The sequence below is a fragment of the Kineosporia sp. NBRC 101677 genome (assembly GCF_030269265.1).
GTDB classification, from domain to species: Bacteria; Actinomycetota; Actinomycetes; order Actinomycetales; family Kineosporiaceae; genus Kineosporia; species Kineosporia rhizophila.
Map to the genome: position 1 here is coordinate 198186 of NZ_BSTA01000008.1, position 23967 is coordinate 222152.

Annotated in this window: 19 protein-coding genes; 8 read left to right on the forward strand and 11 right to left on the reverse strand. The window is 70.2% G+C overall.

Annotation, left to right across the window (positions count from 1 at the left end):
- Window positions 1-8 precede the first annotated feature (8 nt).
- The 6 genes from QSK18_RS23500 to QSK18_RS23525 all read right to left on the reverse strand — a co-directional run bounded on the left by QSK18_RS23500 (window position 9) and on the right by QSK18_RS23525 (window position 8484).
- Complete coding sequence (locus QSK18_RS23500) at window positions 9-959, reverse strand: ABC transporter permease (RefSeq protein WP_232809899.1); 951 nt, start codon at window positions 957-959, stop codon at window positions 9-11.
- Window positions 956-2581, reverse strand: coding sequence for an ABC transporter substrate-binding protein (locus QSK18_RS23505; protein WP_285623401.1), 1626 nt, complete (start codon window positions 2579-2581; stop codon window positions 956-958). The genes QSK18_RS23500 and QSK18_RS23505 overlap by 4 nt, the downstream gene beginning before the upstream one ends.
- 11 nt (window positions 2582-2592) lie before the next feature.
- The gene (locus QSK18_RS23510; protein ID WP_285623404.1) at window positions 2593-3735 is read right to left on the reverse strand and encodes an acyl-CoA dehydrogenase family protein; all 1143 of its coding nucleotides are present in this window, start codon (window positions 3733-3735) and stop codon (window positions 2593-2595) included.
- A complete protein-coding gene (locus QSK18_RS23515) occupies window positions 3732-4892 on the reverse strand; it encodes an LLM class flavin-dependent oxidoreductase (RefSeq protein ID WP_285623407.1) in 1161 nt (386 codons plus the stop codon). The genes QSK18_RS23510 and QSK18_RS23515 overlap by 4 nt, the downstream gene beginning before the upstream one ends.
- Before the next feature lie 267 nt (window positions 4893-5159).
- On the reverse strand, window positions 5160-7502 hold the full coding sequence (locus tag QSK18_RS23520) for an EAL domain-containing protein (protein ID WP_232809895.1): 2343 nt from the start codon (window positions 7500-7502) through the stop codon (window positions 5160-5162).
- Window positions 7503-7575: 73 nt separating this feature from the next.
- Complete coding sequence (locus QSK18_RS23525) at window positions 7576-8484, reverse strand: EamA family transporter (RefSeq protein WP_232809894.1); 909 nt, start codon at window positions 8482-8484, stop codon at window positions 7576-7578.
- 70 nt (window positions 8485-8554) lie between these two features.
- On the opposite strand from QSK18_RS23525, the gene QSK18_RS23530 reads away from it, so the two are divergent.
- The 3 genes from QSK18_RS23530 (at window position 8555) to QSK18_RS23540 (ending at window position 12191) form a co-directional block, all read left to right on the forward strand.
- Window positions 8555-9421, forward strand: a complete 867-nt coding sequence (locus QSK18_RS23530) for a LysR family transcriptional regulator (RefSeq protein ID WP_232809893.1) — start codon at window positions 8555-8557, stop codon at window positions 9419-9421.
- A 185-nt stretch (window positions 9422-9606) separates the two neighbouring features.
- The gene (locus QSK18_RS23535) at window positions 9607-9993 is read left to right on the forward strand and encodes a DUF6394 family protein (RefSeq protein ID WP_232809892.1); all 387 of its coding nucleotides are present in this window, start codon (window positions 9607-9609) and stop codon (window positions 9991-9993) included.
- Window positions 9993-12191 carry a potassium channel family protein gene (locus QSK18_RS23540; RefSeq protein WP_285623414.1) on the forward strand — a complete coding sequence of 733 codons (2199 nt, stop codon included), beginning with the start codon at window positions 9993-9995 and terminating at the stop codon, window positions 12189-12191. Before QSK18_RS23535 ends, QSK18_RS23540 begins: the two co-directional genes overlap by 1 nt.
- Window positions 12192-13004: 813 nt before the next feature.
- Here QSK18_RS23540 and QSK18_RS23545 read toward each other — a convergent pair.
- Window positions 13005-13406 carry an FAD synthase family protein gene (locus QSK18_RS23545; RefSeq protein WP_232809890.1) on the reverse strand — a complete coding sequence of 134 codons (402 nt, stop codon included), beginning with the start codon at window positions 13404-13406 and terminating at the stop codon, window positions 13005-13007.
- Window positions 13407-13626: 220 nt separating this feature from the next.
- Between QSK18_RS23545 and QSK18_RS23550 the strand changes: the two genes are divergently transcribed.
- From QSK18_RS23550 to QSK18_RS23560, 3 genes are all read left to right on the forward strand, one after another.
- Window positions 13627-14610, forward strand: coding sequence for an NAD(P)H-binding protein (locus tag QSK18_RS23550; protein ID WP_232809889.1), 984 nt, complete (start codon window positions 13627-13629; stop codon window positions 14608-14610).
- 158 nt (window positions 14611-14768) lie between these two features.
- The gene (locus tag QSK18_RS23555; RefSeq protein ID WP_502894257.1) at window positions 14769-15452 is read left to right on the forward strand and encodes a CPBP family intramembrane glutamic endopeptidase; all 684 of its coding nucleotides are present in this window, start codon (window positions 14769-14771) and stop codon (window positions 15450-15452) included.
- A 143-nt stretch (window positions 15453-15595) separates the two neighbouring features.
- Window positions 15596-16168, forward strand: coding sequence for a GNAT family N-acetyltransferase (locus QSK18_RS23560; RefSeq protein ID WP_232809887.1), 573 nt, complete (start codon window positions 15596-15598; stop codon window positions 16166-16168).
- On the opposite strand, the gene QSK18_RS23565 is transcribed toward QSK18_RS23560, so the two are convergent.
- Entirely contained in the window at window positions 16144-18453 is a 2310-nt protein-coding gene (locus QSK18_RS23565) for a putative bifunctional diguanylate cyclase/phosphodiesterase (protein ID WP_232809886.1), read from the reverse strand. The two genes, QSK18_RS23560 and QSK18_RS23565, sit on opposite strands and share 25 nt — an antisense overlap.
- Before the next feature lie 327 nt (window positions 18454-18780).
- On the opposite strand from QSK18_RS23565, the gene QSK18_RS23570 reads away from it, so the two are divergent.
- Window positions 18781-19842, forward strand: coding sequence for a hypothetical protein (locus QSK18_RS23570; protein WP_285623422.1), 1062 nt, complete (start codon window positions 18781-18783; stop codon window positions 19840-19842).
- Complete coding sequence (locus QSK18_RS23575; RefSeq protein WP_232809884.1) at window positions 19842-20873, forward strand: hypothetical protein; 1032 nt, start codon at window positions 19842-19844, stop codon at window positions 20871-20873. The genes QSK18_RS23570 and QSK18_RS23575 overlap by 1 nt, the downstream gene beginning before the upstream one ends.
- A 217-nt stretch (window positions 20874-21090) precedes the next feature.
- Here the strand turns inward: QSK18_RS23575 and QSK18_RS23580 are convergent, their stop codons facing one another.
- From QSK18_RS23580 to QSK18_RS23590, 3 genes are all read right to left on the reverse strand, one after another.
- Window positions 21091-21648 (reverse strand): GAF domain-containing protein, encoded by a 558-nt coding sequence (locus tag QSK18_RS23580; protein WP_232809883.1) that lies wholly within the window; start codon window positions 21646-21648, stop codon window positions 21091-21093.
- A 102-nt stretch (window positions 21649-21750) separates the two neighbouring features.
- On the reverse strand, window positions 21751-22521 hold the full coding sequence (locus QSK18_RS23585) for an SDR family NAD(P)-dependent oxidoreductase (RefSeq protein ID WP_285623426.1): 771 nt from the start codon (window positions 22519-22521) through the stop codon (window positions 21751-21753).
- A 43-nt stretch (window positions 22522-22564) separates the two neighbouring features.
- Entirely contained in the window at window positions 22565-23911 is a 1347-nt protein-coding gene (locus QSK18_RS23590) for an FAD-binding oxidoreductase (protein WP_285623429.1), read from the reverse strand.
- Window positions 23912-23967: the final 56 nt, after the last annotated feature.

Genomic DNA, 23967 nt, shown 5'->3' on the forward strand with positions numbered 1-23967 from the left:
CTGTCCTCCTAGGAGATCCGCGGTGTGTGCGTGATCCGCGGATCGAACAGCGGGTACACCAGATCGATGAGCAGATTGATCACGACGAACACCGCCGCGGCCAGCACCACGATCGCCTGCACCAGCGGTACGTCCTGAGCCAGGACGGCCTGCTGGGCCATCTGCCCGACGCCCTGCCGGGAGAACACGGTCTCGGCGACCACGGCCTCGGTGACGGTGGCGCCCAGCAGCAACCCGAGCAGGGTCAGCGTGGGCAGCAGGGCGTTGCGCAGAGCGTGCCGGGCCTGCACGTACTGCCGGCTCAGCCCCCTGGCGGCGGCGGTGGTCACATAGGGTTCGGCCAGCTGGTCGTCGAGACTGCGGGTGAGCACCTGGGCCAGCAGCGCCGCGGTGGGCAGGGCCATCGTGACCGCGGGCAGCACCAGGCTGCCGGCCCCGGTGGTACCGGTGGCCGGGAACCAGCCCAGCTCGAACGCGAACACCTGGATCAGCAGCAGGCCGACGAAGAACGGCGGGAGCGAGACCCCCACCGCCGGAAGCCGGTTCAGCAGCGTCTTCAGCCAGGACACCCGGACGAAGGCGGCCAGGTAGGCCAGACCCCCGCCGAGCACCAGGGCCAGGGTGATCGCAGCGGCGCCCAGGGCCAGGGTGGAGGGCAGCCGCTCGGCCAGCAGCTCGCCGACCGGGCGGTGCAGTGAGATGGACCGGCCGAAGTCACCCCGCAGCAGCCCGCCCAGGTGGTCCAGGTACTGGTGGCCCAGCGGCTGGTCCAGACCGTACTGCTGCTTGGCGGCGGCCAGCTCGGCCGGGGTCAGCTCGTTCACCTGGACGTTGGCCGCCGCCAGCTGCAGCTCGACCGGGTCGCTGGGCAGCAGGTAGAGGATGCCGAAGGTGAGCGTGTAGACCGCCCAGAGCACCACCACCGCCTGGAGCACCCGGCCGGCGACGTACCTCGTCACTGACTGATCCAGATGTCGTTGGCCCGTAGGAAGGCCTCACTGGTCCAGGCGAAACCGTGCACCTTGGCGGCCACCCCGGCCGTCTGCACCCGCTCGTACAGCGGGAACATCACGCCCTGCTCGACGATCAGCTTCTGCAGGTCGGCGTAGGTGCTTGCCCGCTTGTCCTCGTCCACGTCCTGCAGGCCCTCGGCGAACAGGCCGCTGATCTGCGGGGCCACGTCGGCGGTCTGGGAGAGCTGGGCCGTACCGGCCTGGCTGACCTCGGAGTCCAGCACCGAGCCGAGCACGCTCGGGTCGGCCCGGGTGTAGTAGGTGGCCAGCAGGTCGTAGCCACCGTCGGCGGCGGCCGCCTGGTACTGGGCCAGGGTCAGCACCTTCAGGTCCACCTTGATCCCGACCTGCTTGAGCTGGTCCTGCACCAGCTGGTCGCCCGGGGTGGTGGTCTGCACCGGGATGGTCAGGGTCAGCGGCTTGCCGTCCTTGGCCCGGTAGCCGTCGGCCCCCGCGGTCCAGCCGGCCTCGTCCAGCAGGGCCTTGGCCCCCTCCGGGTCGTAGGCCAGGGCGCTGGAGGAGTCGGTGGCGTAAGGCGTGGTCTCGTCGAACGGACCGCTCACCACCGGGTAGCCGTCCCAGAAGACGGTGCTGGCGTAGCTCTTGCGGTCGATCGACTTCTGCAGGGCCTGCCGCACCTTCTCGTCGGCCAGCGGCTTGCCCGCGCTGACGTTCGGGATCAGGCTGCTGCTGATGCCGGGCAGGGAGCGCGACTCGATGCCGGCACCGGTGGCCTCGATCACCTTCTGGTCGGCCTCCGAGATCGGCAGGCGCGGCCACGCGATGTCGATCGAGCCACTGGTCAGGCTGCCGACCCGGACCCCGTCCTCCTTGATGTAGCTGACCTCGATCGCGTCCAGGTAGGCGTCACCCTGGTTCTCGATCAGCTCGGAGGGCCAGGCGTAGCCGTCGCGGCGGCTCAGTTTGGCCTCGGTGGCGGCGGTGTAACTGTCCAGGGTGAAGGCGCCGCTGCCGACGAGATTCTTGCCGGTGCAGCGTTCCTCGGGGGTCTGCTCGTACGTCTTCGGGCTCAGGATCGCCATCGTGGTGGTCGAACTGGCCTGCAGGAAAGCGCTGTTCGGCTTCTCGAAGTCGACCTTGACGGTGTAGTCGTCGACCACCTCGGTGGACTTGTACCCGGCCGTGTAGGTCAGGCCGAGCAGCGACTTGGCGCCCAGGGCGTGGGTGGCGTCGTAGGCGGTCTTGACCGCGGTGGCGTCGAACTTCGTGCCGTCGGAGAAGGTCACGTCGTTGCGCAGCTTGAAGGTGTAGCTGGTGGCGTCGTCGTTGACCTCCCAGCTGGTGGCCAGCCAGGGCACGATCTTGCCGGTCTCCGGGTCCTGGTCGGTCAGCGAGTCGGCGAACTGCCGGTTCAGCGAACGACTCTCGATCCAGTACACCTGGTTCGGGTCGATGCAGCCCTGGGCGTCGTCCCAGAAGGCGATGCGCAGCGTGCCGCCCTTGACCGGGGTGCCACCGGCGCTGTCGTTCGCCGCGTCTGCTCCCCCGCCGCAGGCGGTCAGCAGGGCGAGAGAGGTCAGGGCCAACAGTGGACGTTTGTAGCGCATCTTCGTTTCTCCTACGGCGTCTTGAGAGAAGCTCGGCCAGCGATCAGCAGGGCCGCGTCGTCCTGGGGCGGGTGCACCCTCGAACAGAGCACGTCCCGCAGGTGTCGCTGCAGCGGGTTGTGCCGGGTCAGCGCCGGGTTGCCGAGGGCGGCGACCGCGGTCTGCACAGCGGTGACGGCACTGCGGGTGGCGATCAGCTTGGCGCTGAGCAGACGCTGGGTGGCGACCGGATCGTGCGCGTCCACCCGGGCGGCCAGACCGAACAGCACCTCCTCGGCCTGGATCAACTGCACCTCGATCTCCCCCGCCACGGACTGGATCCGCTCGGTGGTGGCGATCGGCCGGCCCAGCGAGGTGGGCACCCGCTCGTTGGCGAACTTCACGAACCAGGCCTGGGCAGCTCTGGCCACGCCCACGTAGAGCGCCGCCAGGCCCAGCACCGCCGACCCGGACACGTCGCGCCCCTGCTGGGACAGCGGCACTCCGCGGAAGTTCTCCTCCGGCACGAACACGTCGGTGTAGACCACGTCGTGGGTGCTGGTGGCTCGCAGCCCGAGGTGGTCCCAGGTGCGGATCACCTCGATGCCCGGGGTGTCGCCGGGCACCACGGCGTGGGCCAGCAACGGGTCGTCGTCCGGATCGGTGGAGGTGGTGGCCCACACCAGGTGGTAGGCCAGCCCTTCCGAGCCGGTGGCGAAACCCTTGCGTCCGTTGAGGATCCAGCCGCCCTCGACCTTGCTCACTGTGGTGGCCGGCAGGCCGCCGCGGGCCGGTGCGCCCCACATCGGTTCGGCCCGGACCGCGTTCAGCAGCACCGGCCGACCCCACGAGTCGGCGACCACCTTGCGGTAGGTCTCTTCCGGCCACCACGGGGCCGTCGCCTGCAGTTGGTGCTGGAACACTGTCATCGCGGTCAGCAGCGCCACCGAAGGATCACCGGCCCCCAGGGCCAGGAACAGCCGGACCGCTTCGGCAGAGCTGAGGCCCGGCCCGCCGTAGGCACTTCCGATCCCGGCCCGGAGCAGGCCGGCCTCGTGCACCACCTGGATGCTTTCCCAGGGGAAGGCTCCGGTGCGGTCGTTCTCCTCGGCTCGCTTCGCCAGCTGATCCCTGACTTCGTCCAGATCCCATACAGTTTCGGGCTGAGCGGTCACGAGTTCACCAGGCCGCTGTTCTCCAACGGGTCCTGCTGCACCACGGCGCCGCGCTCACCGGTCGCCTCGCGGTGGGCGAGTTCCTGCCGCACCAGAGGGATCAGGTAGCGGCCGTAGTCGACGGCGTCGTTCAGGTTGTCGTAACCCCGAATCGAGATCAGGTCGGCACCGAGGTCGATGTAGTCGAGGATGGCCGCGGCGACCGTCTCGTAACTGCCGACCAGTGCGGTGGAGGCCCCCGCGGCGCCGGTCGCGGTCGCGGTCGGCGTCCACAGCGCCCGGTCGTGCAGATCCTTGCGAGAGGCGATCTCCAGCAGCCGCTGCGAACCGACGTTGGCCGGACCCTCCGGGCCGTTCCAGTTCTTCACCTGGGACCACAGCGACTTACCGCCGCCAGTATTACCTTTCAGGACGTCGAGCGTGCGGTGCGCCTTCTCCCAGGCCAGTTCCTCGGTCGGGGCGATGATCGGCCGGAAGGTGACCCAGGTGCGGGGCACGTCGGTGCGGCCGGCCAGTCGCGCATGCTCGCTGAATCGGGCTATCTGCTGCGCAGTCTCGGCCAGCGGCTCGCCCCAGAGGCCGAAGATGTCGCCGAGCGCGCCACCCACGCGGTAGGCCTCGTCCGACGAACCACCCACGCTGACCGGGATCGTGCCGTTCACCGGCCGGACCCGCGAGACGAAATCCTTGAACTGGTAGTACTTCCCGTCGTGGTCGAAGGGCTCGGTCTCGGACCAGACCCGGCGCAGGATGCGGATGTACTCCTCCTGCCGTTCGTACCGGCCCACCTTGTCCAGCGTGTCCCCCTCGCGCAACTGCTCCCGGTCGCTGCCGCCGGCGATGAAGTGCACAACCGCCCGCCCCTCGGAGAGCTGGTCGAGCGTGGCCAGGGCCTTCGCCGCAACGGTGGGGTAGAGCGTGTTCGGGCGCAGCGCCACGATCGGCTTGATCCGCTCGGTGTACTGGGTGACCGCGGTGGCGATGCTGAACGGGTCGTGCCCGGGGGAACCGTAGGGCACGAGCGTGTAGTCGAACCCGCCGTCCTCCAGGATCCGCGAGTAGCGCTTCAGGTAGGGCACGTCGATGTCGAACCGCCCGAGGCGGTTGATCTCGTTGGCCGGGTTGACGTTGATGGCACTGATGAACTCGACAGACACGAAGCACCGTCCCGAGAGCTGGATTTGGCCGTGCAGCAGCGCACCGTCGACCGTGGCGGCACGACGGCAGAGGTGTTTCAGAAGAAGCGGAAATGGCCTCGGACTTGTCGGCGCACAACCAGTTTCAGACGGCTGGGCCGGCCGCTCCCGATGTGCTCCACCGTTCCACGTGAATTACTCTACCTAGAGGGTAGAGATTGTCCAGACCCCGAATCATCACGGGCCCGACTGGAATCCATCACGCCTGGTGATGGGTCGGCGGCCGGTTCACGCCGGTTCGGGCAGGACCTCGCCGTCCTTGCGCATCTCGTCGGCCAGCGGGCCGGGCAGGCTCAGGTGATATCCCTGACCGTACTCCACCTTCAGGCCGCGCAGGCAGTTCAGCTCGGCCGCGGTCTCGATCCCCTCGGCGATCACGCTGCTGCCGATCTTCTGGGCGAACGCCGCGAGCGCACCGGCCAGGGCGCGCTTGGCCGGGTCGTCGTCGATGTTCCGGACCAGGGAGATGTCGAGCTTGATGAAGTCGGGCACCAGGGTCAGCACGTGCCGCATGCTCGCGAAGCCGGCCCCGGCGTCGTCCACCGCGATCCGCATCCCGTGCTCGCGCCAGGGCCGCAGCACCTCGTTCAGCGCGTCGTAGTCGTCGACCGCCTCGTGCTCGGTCACCTCGACGACGATGCTGCGCAGCGGCAGCGAGGTGACCAGCCGGCCGAAGGCGGGCGAGACCAGGGTGCGGGGCGAGACGTTGATGGCCAGGAAGCCGCGCAGGGCGGGCAGGATGGTCAGGGCGTTGCGCACGGCGGCCAGTTCCAGCTCCAGGCCCACGCCGGCCCGGGTGGCCGAGGTGAACCACTCGTCCGGGCGGCCGCTGCCGGCCGGGAACCGGCTCAGCGCCTCGACCCCCACGGTGCTCAGGCCGTCCAGGGCGTGCACCGCCTGGAACACCACCCCGGGCCCGCCGTTGGCCATCAGCCGGTCCATCCGGTCCAGCATCCGGTGCCGGTCCCGCTCGGTCCGGTCCTCGATGTCGACCAGGTCCATCACCACGGCGCCGATCGCCCGCAGCACCTCGGCGTCCCGCTCGCGCAGCGCCTCGTCCGGGGCGGCGGACCAGGTGCACAAGGTGCCGTAGAGCCGGCCGTCGCGGCGGTACAACGGCACCCCGACGTGCGATCCGATCCCGAGCCGACGGGTCATCGGCAGCGCCCGGGCCACCGGGTCGCGCGAGGTGTCGGCGATCACCGGGGCGAGCCGCTTCTCGGTCAGGGCCCGGCAGTACGTCTCGTCGGCCGCCTGCAGCTGGCCCACGGTCAGGGCCACCTCGATGGTGCTGACCAGGTTGCGCACCCGCTGCTGGCCGGGTGATCCGTTCTCGGGTTCGCTCTCGAAGGTGGCCAGGTAGGCCACGTCCATGCCGAGCTGGTCCTTGGCCAGCTGGAGCAGGGCGTCCACGCTGGTCAGCCGGCGCCCTACAGCCTCCACCGCGAGCGTCTGCACCGTTCCGGCCGCGAGGCGGGCCTCGGCGTCGGCGGTGGCAGGGGTCGTGGTGGAACCTTCGTCGTTCTCTCGCCGGCCTGGGCTCCGGCGCCGTTCGAGACCGGTGTAGGGCTCGCGGTCGCCCGGCCCGGACGGCCCGGCTTCGACGGTGACCGAGGTCTGACGCGGGATGCGCCGACTCGCGACCTGCAGCTTGTCCGCGTACATCTCCACGTCGGCGGCCCGCCAGGCGGCCTGCAGACCGGTGTTGGTGCGTCGCTGGCCGACTCCGAAGGAGGCCGTGATGCCTGCTGCGGACAACGCCTTCCGCAGGTCGCCGAGCACGGTGTGGGCCTGGTCGGCGGTGGTCTCGGGCATCAGGACGCCGAACTCGTCGCCGCCGATCCGGGCCACGAAGTCGACCGAGCGCATCCGCCCGGACAGCACCGCCGCGGTGGTGATCAGGACGTCGTCCCCGCTGGTGTGCCCGGTCCCGGCGTTGACCCGGCGCAGGCCGTCGATGTCCAGCACAAGCACGGCCGCCGACCCGGCGTAGCGCGAGGCCCGGGCGTCCTCCGCGCGCAGGGCGTCGTCCCAGGCCCGGCGGTTGGCCAGGCCGGTCAGCGGGTCGGTGAAGTCGGCGTCGGGGGTCTGCTCGCGGCGGTCCTCCTGCTGCGCGGACAGTTCGTGGGCCAGCAGCGCCCCGAGCAGGGTGGCCTGCCGGCGCACGGCGGGCAGGTGCTGTTCCAGGTCGGGAGCCGTTCGCGCGCTGATCCCGGTGAGCGCGCCCAGGACCTTGCCCTCGGGCGAGCGCAGCGCCAGCATCAGCGTGGACGCCACCGGCACCAGTGTGTCCTTCGCCGAGTTCATCAGCAGGTAGTTCTCGCTCGCATCGGGCACCGCCTCGGGGCGGCCCCAGTCGACGACCTGGCTGCAGTACGACTCGGCCCACGGCAGGGTCAGGCCGTCGTACATGCCGAAGATCTCGTCGTTGGTCAGCATGACCACGAGCTCGTCGTCGTCGCGACGCAGGATCGCCCAGGCCTCCAGGCCGATCCAGGTGCGCAGGTCGGCCAGCACGCCCAGGGCGACGGTGACGAAGTCCGACCCGGCCTCGCGCCCCGAATCCACCACCTGCGCTGCCCTTCGCTCTACGGCCTGCCTGCTCCGCGCCACCAGGAAGTCCCATCGGCCGGTAGGGGCCCGATCATGAGGACTTGGTGGTGGTGGTGACCACGTTCGCGGCGATCACCATGAACACGCCGAGCCACTCCCGGGCCTCGAGCAGTTCGCCCAGCACGACGATGCCCACGAGCGAGGCCAGCACCGGGTTGATGCTCATGAACACCCCGAAGAACCGGGCCGGCACGCGCCGCAGCATGATCAGGTCGAAGGCATAGGGCACGGCCGAGGAGGCGATCCCGGCCACGCCCGCGGCCAGCAGGGCCGTGGTGGTGAACCGGTCCTGGACGGCCAGGACGACCAGCACGGGCAGGTAGAGGACCACCGCGACGGTGGAGGCCGCGGCGGGCGCCTGCAGTCCCGGCAGGCGTGCCCCGACCTCGGCGTTGAGCAGGATGTAGGCGGCCCAGCAGACCGCCCCGAGAAGGCCCATCGCAATGCCGAACCAGTCGCTGCTCGGGCCGGGGGCGACCAGCACCACCACGCCCGCTCCGGCCAGCACGGCACACGCGGCGTCCCGCCGGGTACGCGAGCGGGCCAGCGCCACCCCGAGCGGGCCGAGGAACTCCAGGGTGACCGCCAGACCCAGACCGATCCGGTCGATCGCGGTGTAGAGGCCCAGGTTCATCGCCGCGAACACCACGCCGAGGGCGAGCGTGGGCCACCACTGCCGCCAGGTGAAGCGGTGCATCGGCGGCCGGGCGATCGGCAACAGCACACAGGCCGCCACGAGCTGGCGGACCGCGACCACCCCGGCCGGGCCGATCGCCCCGAAGGCCTGCGCCCCGGCTGCGGCCCCCACCTGGCTGCTGGTGCCGCTGAAGAGCATGGCGGCGATGGACAGCGGGAGACCGCCGCGGCCCCGGAAACCCTCGGCGGGCCGGGGCTGGGGCCCGGGCTGGACGGTGGACGGACTGGGCACGGCAGTGGTCATGACCAGAACTCTGCGATCCGGATGACCGGTTCCGGAAATGCAGATGGACTCGGATTCATACGATGTAGTCATGAATGGCCACTCCGGCATCGAGCTCCGGCAGTTGCGCTGTCTGGTGGCGGTGGCCGACAACGGCACCTTCACCGACGCCGCGATCGAGCTGGGCATCTCCCAGGCCGCGGTCTCCCGGTCGGTCGCCGCGCTGGAGGCCGCGCTCGGGGTGACCTTGCTGCACCGCACCACCCGCAGTGTCGAGGTCTCCCCGGTCGGCGCCGGAGTGATCGTCCGGGCCCGGCGGATCCTGGCCGACGTGGCCCAGCTGCAGCAGGTGGTGGATCCGCACCTGCGCCTGGGCTACGCCTGGTCGGCGCTCGGCCGGCACACCGTGGAGCTGCAGCGCACCTGGGCGCAGCGGTATCCGGGCACCCGGCTGACGCTGATCCAGTCGAACACGCCCACCGCCGGGCTGGACGAGGGCACGGCCGACGTGGCGGTGATCCGCCGCCCCCTGGCCGGCGCCCGCTTCGCCCACCTCGCCACCGAACTGGTCGCCACCGAGGCCCGTTTCGCGGCCGTGGCCACCGACGACCCGTGGGCCCGGCGCCGCTTCGTCCGGCTGCGCGACTTCGCCGGGCGCACGCTCGCGGTGGACCACCGCACCGGGACCACCACACCGGACCTGTGGCCGGCCGGCGAGGGCCCGGCCCGGGTGGTCGACTCCCACTCGGTGGACGAGTGGCTCACCATGATCGCGGCCGGGCATGCGGTCGGGATGACGGCGGAGGCGACGGTGGCCCAGTACCCCCGGCCCGGCATCGTCTACCGTCCGGTGCGCGACGCCGAACGCACCCCGGTCCGCCTGGCCTGGCGCCGGGACGCCCCTGCGCCTCTGGCCGGTGAGCTCCTCGCCCTGGCCCGCGAGCTCTACGACCGCTGAGCCCGCCCGCTGAACCCGTGTGCTGAACCCGTGTGCTGAACCCGTGTGCTGAACCCGTGTGCTGAACCCGTGTGCTGAAGGGGGCACCTGAACAGGTCGATGAGCGTTCCAGCTCTGGTGGGGTGCAGGATGCTTGCATCCTGCCCGGATGCCTGTTGCCGCGCACCGTTCGACCGGAGGGGTCGATGAACCTCGAGAAAGTGATCTTCGGCTTCTTCGTGCTGCTCGCAGCCACCCTGAACTTCGGGTTCTTCATCGGTGACATCTCCAACGCGAAGCTGCACAGCGAGTACGAGCTCTACGCGGCCGTGGTGGTCAGCCTGATCGTGACCGTGCTGAAGTTCGGCGACCGCACCCAGATCGGGGCCGTGCACCTGGCCACCAGCCTGGTCGCCGACCTGCAGTTGATCGCGGCGACGCTGGTCTGGGTCTACGCCGACCACGTCTCGTCCTCCGGTCTGGACGAGCACGCGATGGCCAGCATCGTCTCGCTCTCCGGCGGGGCGCTCCTGGCCAACCTCGTCTCGGTGGTGCTCCTGGTGATCGAGACCGTGTCGTTCCACCGTCGCTGATGCCCAACGCCGACCGCCCCCGCTCGGAGCAGGAGAAATGGCACGAGCGGCACCCGGGCCACCGGCCGGGTGCGCGGCGCCCGGGGGCCCGGGTGCGCAAGCCGGGCGAACCGCTGCTGCCCCCGCCGACCAACCACGACCCGGCCGCGACCAATGCGCTGATCACCGGGGCCGGCCGGTGGGCCGCCATCTCCCGCTTCCGGCACGCCGGTGACCTGCCCGGCCCGGCCGGCGGCCCGCTCAGCTCCCGCGGGGTCGAGGCGGTCTCGGCACCGATCTTCTTGATCATGCGACGGATGCGCACGCCGCTGATCGTCCTGATCATCATCTTCGCGATCACCACGTTCGGCCTGGCGGTGGCCCCGGGCGAGACGTCCGAGGGCGAGCCGCACCGGATGGGCATGTTCAACGCGTTCTACGTGATGAGCTACACCGCCAGCACGATCGGCTTCGGCGAGATCCCCTACCCGTTCACCGCCGAGCAGCGGCTGTGGATGACGCTGAGCATCTACCTCACCGTGGTCGGCTGGGCGTACACCATCGGTACCCTGCTCTCCCTGTTGCAGGACCGGGCCTTCCGCACCGCCCTGGACATGCGCCGCTTCACCAGCCGGGTGGAGCGGATGCGCGAGCCGTTCCTGCTGATCGCCGGTTACGGGCACACCGGGCAGCGGCTCGGCCAGGCCTGGGACCACCTGGGCCGCAACTTCGTGGCGATCGACGTGGAGGCCACCAAGATCGAGTCGCTCGACGTGGACCAGTACTTCGCCGACCCGCCCGGGCTGACCGCCGACGCCTCGAACCCGTTCAACCTCAAGCTCGCCGGGCTGAAGAACCCGCACTGCGAGGCGGTGCTGGCCCTGACCGACGACGACGAGGTGAACCTGGCGATCACCATGACCGCCGCGCTGCTGCGCCCGGACCTGCCGGTGATCGCCCGGACCATCTCGGCCCCGGTGGAGGACCGGATGCGGGCCTGGGGCGCGCCGACCGTGATCAACCCGTTCGACCGGTTCGGCGACCACCTGCGGATGGCCCTGCGCGCACCCATCTCGTTCCGGCTCTACTCCTGGCTGGAGGCGGGCCCCGGCTCGGAGCAGCCCCCGCCCGGGTCTCCCCCGGCCAAGGGCCTGTGGGTGGTCTGCGGCTACGGCCGGTTCGGTCAGGAGGTGGTGGGCGACCTGCTCGCCGAGGGGCTGGACGTGGTGGTGGTCGACCCGGACCCGCCGACCGACGAGTTCCTGGCCGCCGAGCTGGACATCCCGGTGGAACGGCTGCCGCGGGTGATCCACGGCGACGGGTCGGAGCCGGAGGTGATGGACGAGTGCCACATCGAGACGGCCGTGGGCTTCGTGGCGGGCACCGACGACGACACCACCAACCTCTCGCTGATCGCCGCCGCCCGAAGGCGCAACCCGGACCTGTACGTGGCCGGGCGGCAGAACCTGCCCACCAACCAGTCGCTGTTCACCGCCATGCACCTGGACATGCTGCTGGTACCGGCCGACCTGGTGGCCCGGGAGGCCTACGCCCGCCTGTCCACCCCGCTGCTGTGGCGTTTCCTGGAGGAGATGCCGCACCGCGGTGAGGACGAGGCGATCGAGCTGATCCAGCGCATCAAGAACCGGTGCGGGCAGTTCATGAAGGACGTGTGGAACGTCGAGTTGACTGCGTGGGAGGCGCCGGCCCTGGCCGGGTACCTCGATCCGGAGGCAGTGCCGGCCCGGGTGCGTCAGCGCCGCCACGCCGCCCAGGAGGGCCGGCGGGTGCCGCTGACCATCGGTGACCTGCTGCGCGACCCGGACGACAGGGAAGACCGGCTGGCGGTCGTGCCGCTGATGTTGCTGCGTGATGGGAAGGCGACGATCGGCCCGCCGGACGACACGGAACTGCGCCTGGACGACGAGTTGCTGGTGGCGGGCACCCGGATGGCCCGGCGTGAGCTGCAGACCACGTTGCTCAGTGAGAGCACAGCGCAGTACGTGGTGACCGGGACGCGGATGCCGGAGAGCTGGGTCTGGCGGCAGTTGGCCGGGCGGCGGTTGCCGCGGGCTGGCGTGGACGGCCCTGCAGCTGACGGCTCTGAGGGTGGTGGCTCTGAGGGTGATGGCTCTGAGGATGATGGCCCCGAAACTGATGGCTCCGATGGTGAGAGTCTTGCCGGTGAGAACCCTGGTCGTGGGAAGCCTGGGAAGTGAAGCCAGAAGGACGCCGAAGCCTGAGGACGACTGGGCGGCCAAGGTGCCGGGCCTGACCAAAGGCGGGCGTGGGTAGGAACCACTAGACGCTGGACACGACCGGAACCGGTCTAGGCGAGCCGGGCGTGACGCCGGCAGCTCAGACCAGCAGCTCAGACCAGCAGCTCGGGCGGGCAGCTCGGGCGGGCAGCTCAGACCGGCAGCTCAGACCGGCAGCTGACCACCTCAGCACAACCTGGGCCGGGGCCGGGCGGAAGCCGCTCCAGCCAGACTCGGGCAGTGCTCCGGGAGGGGTCGGAGCACCGCCCGAGGGCCTGTGCCGTGAGAACCGGGCCGCCACTGGTCAGCAACTCGGCCGACAGACTCGGCCAGCGGACTCGTCGGCCGGCAAACTCGGCCACCAACCGGGCCAGCCTCGAGCCAACAACGAGCCGCAACGAGCCCGCGTGAGCCGGCACCGAGCCGCGACCGCGGCGCAGGACCGGTTCAAGCCCGGGTGGCCCCGTTCTCACTCGCGGAAAGTTTCAGCATGAAATATTGCGCGGGACAAATAGCGGCAAGAATTCAGCCGCCGACGCCACAGGTAAATCAATCCGCACTGAAGTCAAATACCGACAGTGAAGCCGGATCAGCCCTACCTGAAACGCATTTGCCCATCATCCGAGCTCCGACTTCAGACACCCCCCGGATCTGATTTCTACTATCTGTGAAATCTACGCGCCGCAATGATCGCCGTCCACCACTGCGGCCATAAATCAATCATAAATAGCGATACCGGACATCGTTGCCGGATCCGGGGGGCCTGGACCGGGCTCAGGCGGAGGGCAGTTTGGCGATCTTCTCGATCACCGCGGTGGTCGAGATCGAGGGCGTGCGCGGCAGGTAGACCACCTCGCAGTAGTCCTTGATCCAGTCGAAGCGCCCGGCCCAGTCGTCGCCCATCACCAGCAGGTCGGCGCCGTACTTCTGGACGTACTCGGCCTTGAGTTCCAGCGACTCCTCGACGAACACCTCGTCGACCACCTTGAGCGACTCGATCAGTTCCTTGCGCTCCTGCTCGCTGAAGATCGGGTTACGGCCCTTCTTGCTCATGTTCAGGGCGTCCGACGAGACGCCCACGACCAGGCGGTCACCGTGCGCCTTGGCCCGCTCGAGGATGCGCAGGTGGCCGATGTGCAGGACATCGAAGGTGCCGAAGGTGATCACAGTCGTCATTGAACGAGCTCCGTCTAGGACCGGGGGGACGCAGGCCTGCCGGACCCACCTCGGCCGGCGATGGCTTCCTGCCGTCGCACTGGTGAACGAAGTATGTCCGGTGAGCGAACTATTCTGCCTCACCTGGCGCGCCTTCCTCACCACTGCCGGCGCAATCGGGCGCAACCACCCGTCCGCCGCTGCGGGTGCCGAAGCGGGCAAGCACCCCGAGACTGGGGCCATGGCAAGAACAGTCCTGGTCACAGGCGCTTCCGGATTCATCGGCTCGCACCTCGCCGAGCACCTGGAACGCCGGGGCCACAGCGTGCGGGCGATGACCAGGAAGCCGGACAGTTACACCGGAGCGGGCGAACCGGTCTTCGGCGACGTCGACGACCCGCAGAGCCTGGCCACCGCGATGGCCGGCTGCGACGCGGCCTACTACCTGGTGCACTCGCTGGAGTCGGACGACTTCGAGCAGAAGGACGCCGAGGCGGCCCTGAACTTCGGCGAGGCGGCCCAGCAGGCCGGGCTGGAGCGGATCATCTACCTCGGCGGGCTCGGCGAGGACGACGGTGAGCTCTCCCCCCACCTGCGCTCGCGGCGGCAGGTCGAGCAGCTGCTGCCGCTGGCCGGGGTGCCGGTGACGGTGCTGCGGGCGGCCGTGGTGGTCGGGCACGGCGGGATCAGCTGGGAGATCACCCGGCAGCTGGTCGACCACCTGCCGGCGATGGTGACGCCGCACTGGGTGAACACCCGGACACAGCCGATCGCCCTGCCCGACGTGATCCGATACCTGGCCGGGGTGCTGGAGCCGGAAGAGGCCCGCGGGCGGGTGTTCGAGATCGGCGGGCCGGAGGTGCTGCGCTACAAGGACATGCTGGCCCGGGCCGCCCGGATCATGGGCAAGCGGCTGCCCAGCCTGACCGTGCCGCTACTCACCCCCGGCCTCTCGTCACGCTGGCTGGCCCTGGTCACCGACGTGGACACCGCCACCGGCCGGAACCTGGTCGACTCGATGATCAACGAGGTGGTGGTGCACGACCACTCGATCGAGCAGATCGTGCCCGGTCCGTCGATCGGCTACGACGAGGCCGTGCGGCTCGCCCTGGCCGACCGGGAGCGGGCCCTGGGTGAGCAACCCCCGCAGCAGACCAGCCAGACCAGCAAGACGCAGACAGGGCAGACAGTTCGTCCGGACGGCCAGGAACCCGGCCGGCTGTGAGCGATCAGCCCACGTCCGGCGAACCCTCCAGTGAGTCGTCCGGGGCACAGCCCACCGAATCCCAGACCCGGTCCGGCCTGGAGGCATGGGCCAGCCGCCGGCTGGAAGGCTCGGCCGCGAACCTTCGCCGCACCGCAACCGGAAGAACCGTCGAGAACCTGCTCCGGTCGTCCCTGATCGAAAGAGTGCCGCGGGACCACCGGGAACCCGATGCGCACTTCCGCCGACGCCGGATCGTCACCGCCCTCACGCTCGTCCTCGGGGCCGCTCTGCTGGGCATCTCGCTCGCGGTCGAGCCGGGTGACCCGGTCTTCTACCCCCTCACTCTCTCGGTGGCCCTGGTCTGGACCGTCGGTGGCCTGGCGTCGGGCCCCCTGCACCTGGGCTGGATTCCCCACAGAGGTGCTCTCCGACGTCCATTGATCAACGGAATCGTGCTGGGACTGGTGGCGGGCGCGATCTTCGTGGCGGGTGCGCTGGTCGTGCGGGAGATCCCGCCCCTGCGGGACTTCGTGGCCCATGTGCTGGCCCATGAACGGGAGGGGGCGTTGCTGCTGATCGTGGCGGTGGCCCTGCTGAACGGCCTGGCCGAGGAGGTGTTCTTCCGCGGGGCGCTGTTCGCCGCGATCGGGCGGCAGCACCCGGTACTGATCTCGACCGTGATCTACGCCCTGGCCACCATCGCCACCCGCAATCCCATGCTGGTGTTCGCCGCCTTCCTGCTCGGGGCCGTGCTCGGGCTGGAGCGCCGGGCCAGCGGCGGGATCCTGGCCCCGATGGCCACCCACGCGACCTGGTCGCTGATCATGCTGGTGACGCTGCCACCCCTGTTCGCGGCCTAGCCGTAGGGGAAATCCCCCTAAAAGCCGCTCCAACCGTCACATCGCTCGTCATACTGACGCGTACGGATTGCATGGCGTAATGACAGTGGATCACGCCGTTGCGGTCGACGAAATGCGTGCGGCGAAACGGGAGTGATGCAGCGGTGGAGCAGATCGTGTCCGGCAGGCTCGAGGACGCCGACGGCAGCTACTGGAAGCTCTACGAGAACGCCTTCGACGACCTACGTAGTCTGGCGGTGCAGCGCCACCTGATGCTCCGCCCGGAGTTCGAGGAGCTGATGCAGGACAAGCGGGTCACCAAGTACGCGATCCGCGACGAGGAGCGGGGACGGGTGGCCGCGCTGGCGACGGCGACGAACGAGCTCGACGCGGTGCACCTGATCTCCCCCGAGTACTTCGAGCGGCGCTGGCCGGAACTGTATGCGCAGAAACGCATCTGGTACGTCAGCTTCGTGGCGGTGGAGCCGGACTACCAGGGCACCGGGGCGATGACCCAGCTGATCGAGATGGTCTGCCGGGACGCCGGGGCCTCCAGCGGGCTGATCTGCCTGGACATCTGCGAGCACGAGACGCGTGAGCGGCTGGCCACCGCGATCGAGCAACTGGCCCGGACCTACCTGCCCGGAGTGCGCCGCGAGCGCCTGGACGCGCAGGTGTACTGGGCCTACACGTTCCCCGAGCCGGGTGGAGCTCAGCTGTTGCCCACGCCGGCCTGAGGCAACCCCTTGGCCTGCTGCTGCACCGGGGGCGTCCACAACGCGTCCTCGGCCTGCTCCTCACGCAGCAGCGGGCGCAGGTGCTTCTCGGCGAACTCGGCGTGCCCGGCCGCCTTTCCCCACAGCCAGCCCTGCCCCCGGGTCACGTCCAGGCTGATCAGCGCGTCGCGCTGGGCCGGGGTCTCCACCCCCTCGGCGATCACGCCGAGGTGCAGTGCGGTGGACATGGCGACGATCGCCCGGACGATGGCCTCGTCGCCCGGGTCCACCCCCAGGCCGGTGACGAAGGCGCGGTCCACCTTGACCGTGGTGACCGGGAAGCGGCTGAGGTAGCTCAGTGAGGAGTAGCCGGTGCCGAAGTCGTCCACCGACAGCCCGATGCCGAGGTCGCGCAGGCTGCCCAGCACCTCCAGGACCTGGCTGCTGTCACCGATCAGGATCGACTCGGTGATCTCCAGGCTGAGCCGTTCCGGACCGAGCCGGTAGACCCGCAGGCCGTCGGCGATCTTGCGGCGGAGGTTGTGGTCGCGCAACTGGCGGGCGGAGGCGTTGACCGACATCCAGAAGCGCTCGGGCAGCAGGTTCTCGTCCCGCCAGAGCGCCATCTGGCGCAGCGACTCCTCCAGGACGAACGTGCCGATCTGGTCGATCAGGCCGGTCTCCTCGGCCACCGGGATGAACTCGGCCGGCGAGATCGGCCCCCGCACCGGGTGGGTCCAGCGCACCAGGGCCTCGGCCCCGACCGCCCGGCCGGTGCGGGTGTCGACGATCGGCTGGTACGACAGCCAGAGCTGGTTGCGCTGCACGGCCTGGCGCAGGGCGAGCTCGATCTCCACCCGCTCGCGCACGGTCTGGCGCATCCCGGCGTCGAACACCTTGACCCGGCCCCGGCCCTCCGCCTTGGCCCGGTACATGGCCAGGTCGGCGTCGCGCAGCAGCGACTCGGCGTTGCGCTGGTCGCTCTGCTGGGCGATGCCGATCGAGGCGACCGCCACCAGTTCGATGCCGGGCAGCTCGACCGGCCTGGTCAGCTCGGCCTGGATCCGCTCGGCCATCGCGGCGGCGTGCACGGTCTGGCCGTGGTCGGCGACCACGAACTCGTCACCGGAGATCCGGGCGAGCATCGCGCAGTCGCGGGTCAGCTCGCTCAGGCGCCGGGAGACCTCGACCAGCAGCAGGTCCCCGACCTCGTGCCCCCAGTGGTCGTTGACCAGCTTGAAGCCGTCCAGGTCGAGGTAGAGCAGCCAGATCCCCTCGGGCCGGCGTGCGGCCAGCATCTCGTCGACGTTCCGGGTGAGCAGGTCGCGGTTGGGCAGGCTGGTGAGCGGGTCGTGGGTGGCCCGGAAGACCAGGCCGCGCTGGATCTCGGCGTTGCTGCGCACGGCCGAGACCGCGCGGAAGACCAGCGCGCCGATCAGCCCACCGGTGGCCAGGGCCTGGACCAGGCGGTCGTAGCCGTTGCTCTCGACCAGCAGGATGACCACCAGCGGGGTGGCCAGGGCGGGCAGGATCAGCGCTAGTCGCGGCGCCGACCAGGCCTGCACCGGACGGGCCCGGATCGAGCTCATCTCGGCCATGGACGGGTGCAGGGCGGCCGCCGCGAGCATGACGAAACCGAGCAGGAGCGGCAGGTCCAGCAGGGCCGAGCCGGTGAGCTCGCCGCGGGCTCCGATGATCGCGTAGCCGGTGTCGCCGATGAAGAGGCCGACCACCGACAGCGCCATGAAGCGGAAGCTGGCCAGCCGGGAGGCGGTGGAGAAGCCGAGGTTCAGCACCAGCAGCAGGATCAGGATGTCCCACAGCGGGTACAGGCCGGCCAGCAGCGAGACCAGGTCAGGCCGGTCGCCGACCCGGGCCGCGGGCAGGGCGAGGAACTCGGTGGCCAGCAGCCCCGCCCCCAGGGCGACGATGAAGCCGTCGACCACCGCGTGCCGTTGCACCCCGACGTGGCGCAGGAACACGAGCATGGCCAGGCCGACCAGGACGTAGCCGGAGACGGCGAACGCGTCGGCGGTGAACTGGGTCAGACCGGACCGCCCGACGGCCCACGGGCGCGAGGCGACGGCACCGCCGAAACAGATGCTGGCCAGGACCAGCAGCACCCAGGGCAGCGGATCGGCCGGACGGTTACGGCGCAGCCCGACGAGCTGCAGCACGATCGTGCCGATGCCGATGACTGCGGCCACCACGGTCTCGACGGCGGCGCTCAGCTGCAGCGCGTAGACGCCACACAGCACCACACCGACGACCACGGCCAGCACGGAGGCACGACGGCCGACCAGCACCGATGTCCTCCCGGAAGCGGTCAGATACTTACCTGGCTCTTCGACGCACTCCCCCGCAACCTGAAGCTGAAGCAGCCGCTGGCAGATGTCAGAATAAGACCCAACGGGTGTTTCCGGCGGGTTTTCCCGGATCAGAATTGCGATCTGCACCCTCATCGCCCGGCATGGACAACCCCGGCCCGATGTGCATGGCTATGGGGATTACCAAGATTTGCCCACCTTGCATTTGCCCGGCTTACCCGTTAACGCCCGGCGGTAGTCAACTTCTGACGCAGTGTCGTGAACACGTAGCGCCACAAGGGAAATACGCAGGGCTATAGTCGCGGCGTGTCGGACTACTACCTGCCTGCTGACGGCCCAGGAGCGGGCAACTCGGGAACGCCCTACCCCCGTCGCCGGGATCGTCGGCAGGCTCAGCAATACAGTCCGCAGCCGGCGGAGGACACCTACGAAGCCGCTCCCGAAGAATCGTTTCGCAATCAAACATTCTCCGCCGACTTCCACGAGAGCGGCGTTGATCTTGATGAGTTCTCGGGGCCGGAACAACCCGGCTACGACTACGACGAGTCCGAGCAGTACGACGACTACCAGGGGTACGGCGGTTACGACCAGTACGGGGAGTACGCAGGCCCGTATGAGCGTTCAGCTTCCAACCCGCAGTTCGAGCAGGTGTACCACCAGCCCTACAACCAGCCGCACGAGCCACCCGGGCGCGACACCCTGGAGCTGGACGATGCCGAGCCGGGGTACGCAGGGCCCGAGCAGGAGTACGACGAAGGCGACGACTACGAGGACGACGCGCCCTACGAGGCCCCGCACCTCCAGGACGAGGAACGCGCCGCCTACCAGGCCGATTTCCAAAGGACGCTGGCTCGCACCCGGTACGAGGACGAAGAGGCCCCCGCTGCTCCCCCGGTCGAGGAACCACGAACCCCGGTGACCAAGACCGGGATGTCGGCGGCCCCGGCGTCTTTTCCCTTACCCATCATCGCTCGAGGTGGGGTCCCCTCCCAACGCTCGCCAGCGTCGTCCATTGGTAGCTCTGGCCCACAAGCTCACTCAACCGGCGCTCCCCGACTGGCCGCCCCGAACCGACCGCCGGTCGAGAAGCTGCCGCCGAGACGCCAGCCGCAACGCCGCCCTTCTCCAGCCGCGCGAGGGTTCGTGCCCAGCCAGGACCGCATCGGAACGGCCCGTGAGGTGATGAGTTACCTCGCCCGTCGGCCGTGGCTGCAGCTCGACGTCGTCGACATCATCCTGGGCACCCAGTTCGACCGGGACGACGTGGCGCACGCCCTGATCGTGCTGCAGCAGACCGGGCGGATCCGGAGCCACCTGCGTGGCGACCGGGTCTGCTACTCCTACGCCACAGCCGAGAGCTTGACCTGATGGGCGGCACCGGCGGCGAGACCGTCTGGCTGGGCGTCGTGCTCGGCGGGGCTGTGGTGGCGTTCGCGCTCTGCCTGAGCGGGATCCGGCGACTGCGCCGGGCGCTGGCCCAGGACGCGATCAACGCCCTACTCCGCCCGTACCGGCTGGAAGACCTCGACCAGACCGCCGGGCTGGCGGCGGGGCAGATCACGATGCGGCACGTGCGGCGCGGCACGTGGGGCTTCGCGGTCACGGTGCTCGACCTGCTGGCCTGGATCGCCGCTGTGACCGCGCTGATCAGCGGGGTCCGGTGGCTCCAGGACCAGTCCTCCGACAGCTACGCGTTCTCGGCCCTGGGCTGGCTCCCGTACGCCCCCGCGGCGGCCGTGCTCACCGCGTTCGCCCTGCTGCTGTACCTACTGGCCCACGAGCCCGAGCGCCGCACCCGACTGCGGTCGGTGCGCTGGCTGCGCCGGCTCCTGCCGCTGTCGGCGACCGGCTACCTCGACCCGGACTGCTCGGCCGAGTTCGGCATCCTCGCGCAGGCCCTGCTCACCCGTTCCCGCGCCACCCAGCAGGCCGCCCGGGACCAGGTCGCGGAACTGGCCCACGCCCTGCTGCCCCAGGCCCGGCAGATGGCCGACGACGATCTGCGGCGCACGGTCGAGAGCGCGGTCGCGTTCGTGCCCCGGCAGAACGGGCCGGGCCTGGACACCGACCGGTTCGCCGAACTGCTCACGCTTTTCGACGCACTGTTCGGCCGGCTCCGGGACGACACCGGGCACCAGGACGTCTGGCGGATCGCGATCCTGCGTCAGCTGATCCGCTACACCGGACCGAACGTGCTTCCGGAGATCTTCGGTCAGCTCCAGACCCGGCCGGACGCCGTCGGGATCGACGGGCTCAGCGTGACCCGTACCTCCGAGCCCTCGCTGCTGCACACGGCGTTCGGGCGGGAGGCCGGGGCCGACGACGGTCTGGACCTGCTGGTCGACCTCACCCGGCAGATGCGCCAGAACGCCGGCGACCGGGACGACGACCCGCGCTGACGGCGTGACCGATTGCGCGACGGTCAGGGTCGTCGCGAAGCGGTCACGCCGCCACCTGCGAGCTCCGGGCGAAACCGGCCGGAGGCAGCGGGATTCCGAGGCTGCGGAGTCCCGCCGCCAGATTCGTACCGGGCTCGCCGCCCATGTAATACCGCCGCCTCCGCAGCGTCAATTCATGTGGAGACTTTATATATGCAGCCTGATCAGGTCTTAACGTTCAGACCCGAACGACCTTCCGTTCCTTCATCGCGGTGAGGGCGACGAGCCGGATCTCCATCAGCTGCGCCACCGTGGCGGCGAGGTCGACCAGCAGGCTGATCTGGTTCGGGTCGAGCTGCGGGCGGCTGGTCTGGTCGATCACGTTGACCGTGCCCAGGGCGTGCCCCTCCACCTCGATCGGGGCCGCGGCGTAGAAGCGCAGCGCCAGATCCCCGGTCACCAGCGGGTGTTCCGCCGTGCGGGGGTCGGTCGCGGCGTCGTTGACGATGTAGGGGCCCTCGTGGTGGACCACCGAGGCGCACAGGCCGGGCTCGGTGCCCACCTGCCGGACCCCGTCCAGCCCCTGGGTGGCGGCGAACCAGACCCGGTCGTCGTCGACGATGCTCACCGTGGCGATCGGGGTGTTGAAGATCTTGGCGGCCATCTGGGCGATCCGGTCGAAGGCGCCGTCCTCCGGCGCCCCCAGTTCGTCGGTGTACTTGTGCACCGCGGCCAGACGGGCGTTGCCCTGGACGCTCAGCTGCGCTTCTTCGGTCTGCGGGACATCCGTGCTCATCTTCGTCTCCCCGGGCCAGGCGGTGGCGATGCCGCATTTGACGCGTTACGCGGCGATCCTAGACCACGGCTCGTGAGCAGTGACATGCATACAGTCATGAAATCAGTTCTCTTCCGGGTCCGGGCCGCGCACCGCGCGGCCGCCGTCCACCGGCAGGACCACCCCGGTCACGAACGAGGCCGAGTCCGAGAGCAGGTAGGCCACCGCGTCGGCCACCTCGGCCGCCCGGGCGATCCGGCCGAGCGGGTGCAACTCGGCCATCTGGGCGTTCACCGCCGCCACCGCCGCGGCGTCCCGGCCGGCCAGGAACTGGTGGTAGCGCTCGGTCTGGACGGAGCCCAGGGCCACCGCGTTGACCCGGATCCCGGCCGGGCCGTGGTCGACCGCCGCGGCCCGGGTGAGCCCCTCGATCGCGGCCTTGGCGGTGGCGTAGGGCAGGGCCCCGCGAACCGGCCGCTGCGCCTGATGACTGGACACGTTGACGATGGCCCCGGCCCGGCCCGCGGCCAGGTAGTGCTTCACCGCCACGGCACAGCCGGTCACCGCGGCCGCCACGTTGCTGGTGATCAGGTCGAGAACGGTTGCCGCGTCGTCGGTGTCGAGGGAGGCGTCGCGGAACATCGCTGCGTTGTTCACCCAGCCGGCCAGGGGCGCGGCCTCGGCGGCGAGCACGGCCGCGTGCTCGGCCACCTCCTCCAGACAGGCGTCGCCGCGCACGGCGATCACGCGTTCACCGGCCGGATGATCACCGATCCAGGCCAGGGCCCGGGCGTCCAGCTCGACCGCGACCACCACGTCGCCGTCGGCCAGCAAGCGCTCCACGACCGCCCGTCCGACCCCTCGTCCACCGCCGGTGACAACGAAGCTCCGCATGGCCTCAGTCTTGTCCCGGTGCCGGATCGGGCGAAAGGGGCTTTCAGATCGCCTTACCCGGGTTGAAGAGGTTCAGCGGGTCGAGCGTCTGCTTCAGCGCCACCTGCAGAGCCTGCACCGGCGCAGGCAGCTCCCGGCGCAGCCCCTCACGTTTCAGCAGGCCGATGCCGTGCTCCCCGCTGACCGTGCCGCCCACCGCCAGGGCCGAGGTCAGGATCTCCTCGAAGGCCGCCTGGGCCGCGGCCCGGGACGCCTCGTCGTCGGCCGAGGTGCGGATCAGCGGATGCAGGTTGCCGTCGCCGGCGTGGGCGATGGTCGCGATGGAAACCTGGTGCCGCTCGCCGATCTCGACGATCGAGGCCAGCATGGCCGGGACCGCGGAGCGGGGCACGCAGACGTCCTCGGTGAGCACCGGGCCGAGCCGTTCCAGGGCCGGGTACGCCAGCCGCCGGGCCGCGAACAGCGCTTCGGCCTCCTGCTCGTCGGTGGAGACCGCCGCCCACAGCGCCCCGGCCCGGTCGAACACCTCGGCCATGGCCGCGGCCTCCAGCTGGCCGGACTCGCCCGGCGTGTCCACCTGCGCGAGCAGCAACGCCTCGGCGTCGGCCTCCAGCCCCAGGTGCTTCCAGTCCTCCACGGCCTGCAGGCAGGCCCGGTCGAGCAGCTCGAGCGCGGTCGGCAGCAGACCGGCCGCGGTGACGGCGGCGACCGCGGCACCGGCCGCGACCAGACTGGGGAAGGCACCCACGACGGTGCGCGGGGCCTCGCGGCGGGCCGGCCGCAGCCGCAGGGTGATCTCGGTGATCACGCCGAACGTGCCCTCCGAGCCGACGAAGAGGCCGGTCAGGTCGTATCCGGCCACCCCCTTGGTGGTGCGGCGGCCGAGCCGGGTGACGGTGCCGTAGGCCCCCGCCGGACCGCCCACCACGACCTCCAGGCCCAGCACGTAGTCCCTGGTCACGCCGTATTTGAGGCAGCACAGGCCACCGGCGTTGGTGCTGACGTTGCCACCGAGGGTCGACCACGGGGCGCTGGCCGGGTCGGGCGGGTACCAGAGCCCGTGGGCGGCCACCGCGGCCTTCAGGTCGTCGTTGACCACGCCGGGCTGGACCACGCAGATCATGTTCTCCACGTCGATCTCGAGGACCTGGTTCATCCGCGACAGGTCGATCACCAGGCAGCCGTCCACCGCGTTGGCGCCGCCCGAGAGCCCGGTGCCGGCCCCTCGGCTGACCACCGGGATGCCGAGGTCGGCGCAGGCCGTCACGGCCCGGCTCACCTCTTCGGTACTGGTCACCCGCACCGCCGCCAGCGCCTGACCGACCGGGGCCCACTCCGCGTCGTCGGCGCTGAGGCTGCGCACCACGTCGGCGTCCACGATGAGGTTCATCCCGGGCAGGGCCCGCTCCAGCGCCTCGAGCCTGGTCGTACTGATGGCATGCCTCC

Bases quoted from the DNA above. Each gene is read 5' to 3' on its own strand.
- QSK18_RS23505 (WP_285623401.1), bottom strand. From the start codon at position 2,581: ATGCGCTACAAACGTCCACTGTTGGCCCTGACCTCTCTCGCCCTGCTG.
- QSK18_RS23525 (WP_232809894.1), bottom strand. From the start codon at position 8,484: ATGACCACTGCCGTGCCCAGTCCGTCCACCGTCCAGCCCGGGCCCCAG.
- QSK18_RS23530 (WP_232809893.1), top strand. From the start codon at position 8,555: ATGAATGGCCACTCCGGCATCGAGCTCCGGCAGTTGCGCTGTCTGGTG.
- QSK18_RS23535 (WP_232809892.1), top strand. From the start codon at position 9,607: ATGAACCTCGAGAAAGTGATCTTCGGCTTCTTCGTGCTGCTCGCAGCC.
- QSK18_RS23540 (WP_285623414.1), top strand. From the start codon at position 9,993: ATGCCCAACGCCGACCGCCCCCGCTCGGAGCAGGAGAAATGGCACGAG.
- QSK18_RS23545 (WP_232809890.1), bottom strand. From the start codon at position 13,406: ATGACGACTGTGATCACCTTCGGCACCTTCGATGTCCTGCACATCGGC.
- QSK18_RS23550 (WP_232809889.1), top strand. From the start codon at position 13,627: ATGGCAAGAACAGTCCTGGTCACAGGCGCTTCCGGATTCATCGGCTCG.
- QSK18_RS23575 (WP_232809884.1), top strand. From the start codon at position 19,842: ATGGGCGGCACCGGCGGCGAGACCGTCTGGCTGGGCGTCGTGCTCGGC.
- QSK18_RS23580 (WP_232809883.1), bottom strand. From the start codon at position 21,648: ATGAGCACGGATGTCCCGCAGACCGAAGAAGCGCAGCTGAGCGTCCAG.
- QSK18_RS23585 (WP_285623426.1), bottom strand. From the start codon at position 22,521: ATGCGGAGCTTCGTTGTCACCGGCGGTGGACGAGGGGTCGGACGGGCG.
- QSK18_RS23590 (WP_285623429.1), bottom strand. From the start codon at position 23,911: ATGAACCTCATCGTGGACGCCGACGTGGTGCGCAGCCTCAGCGCCGAC.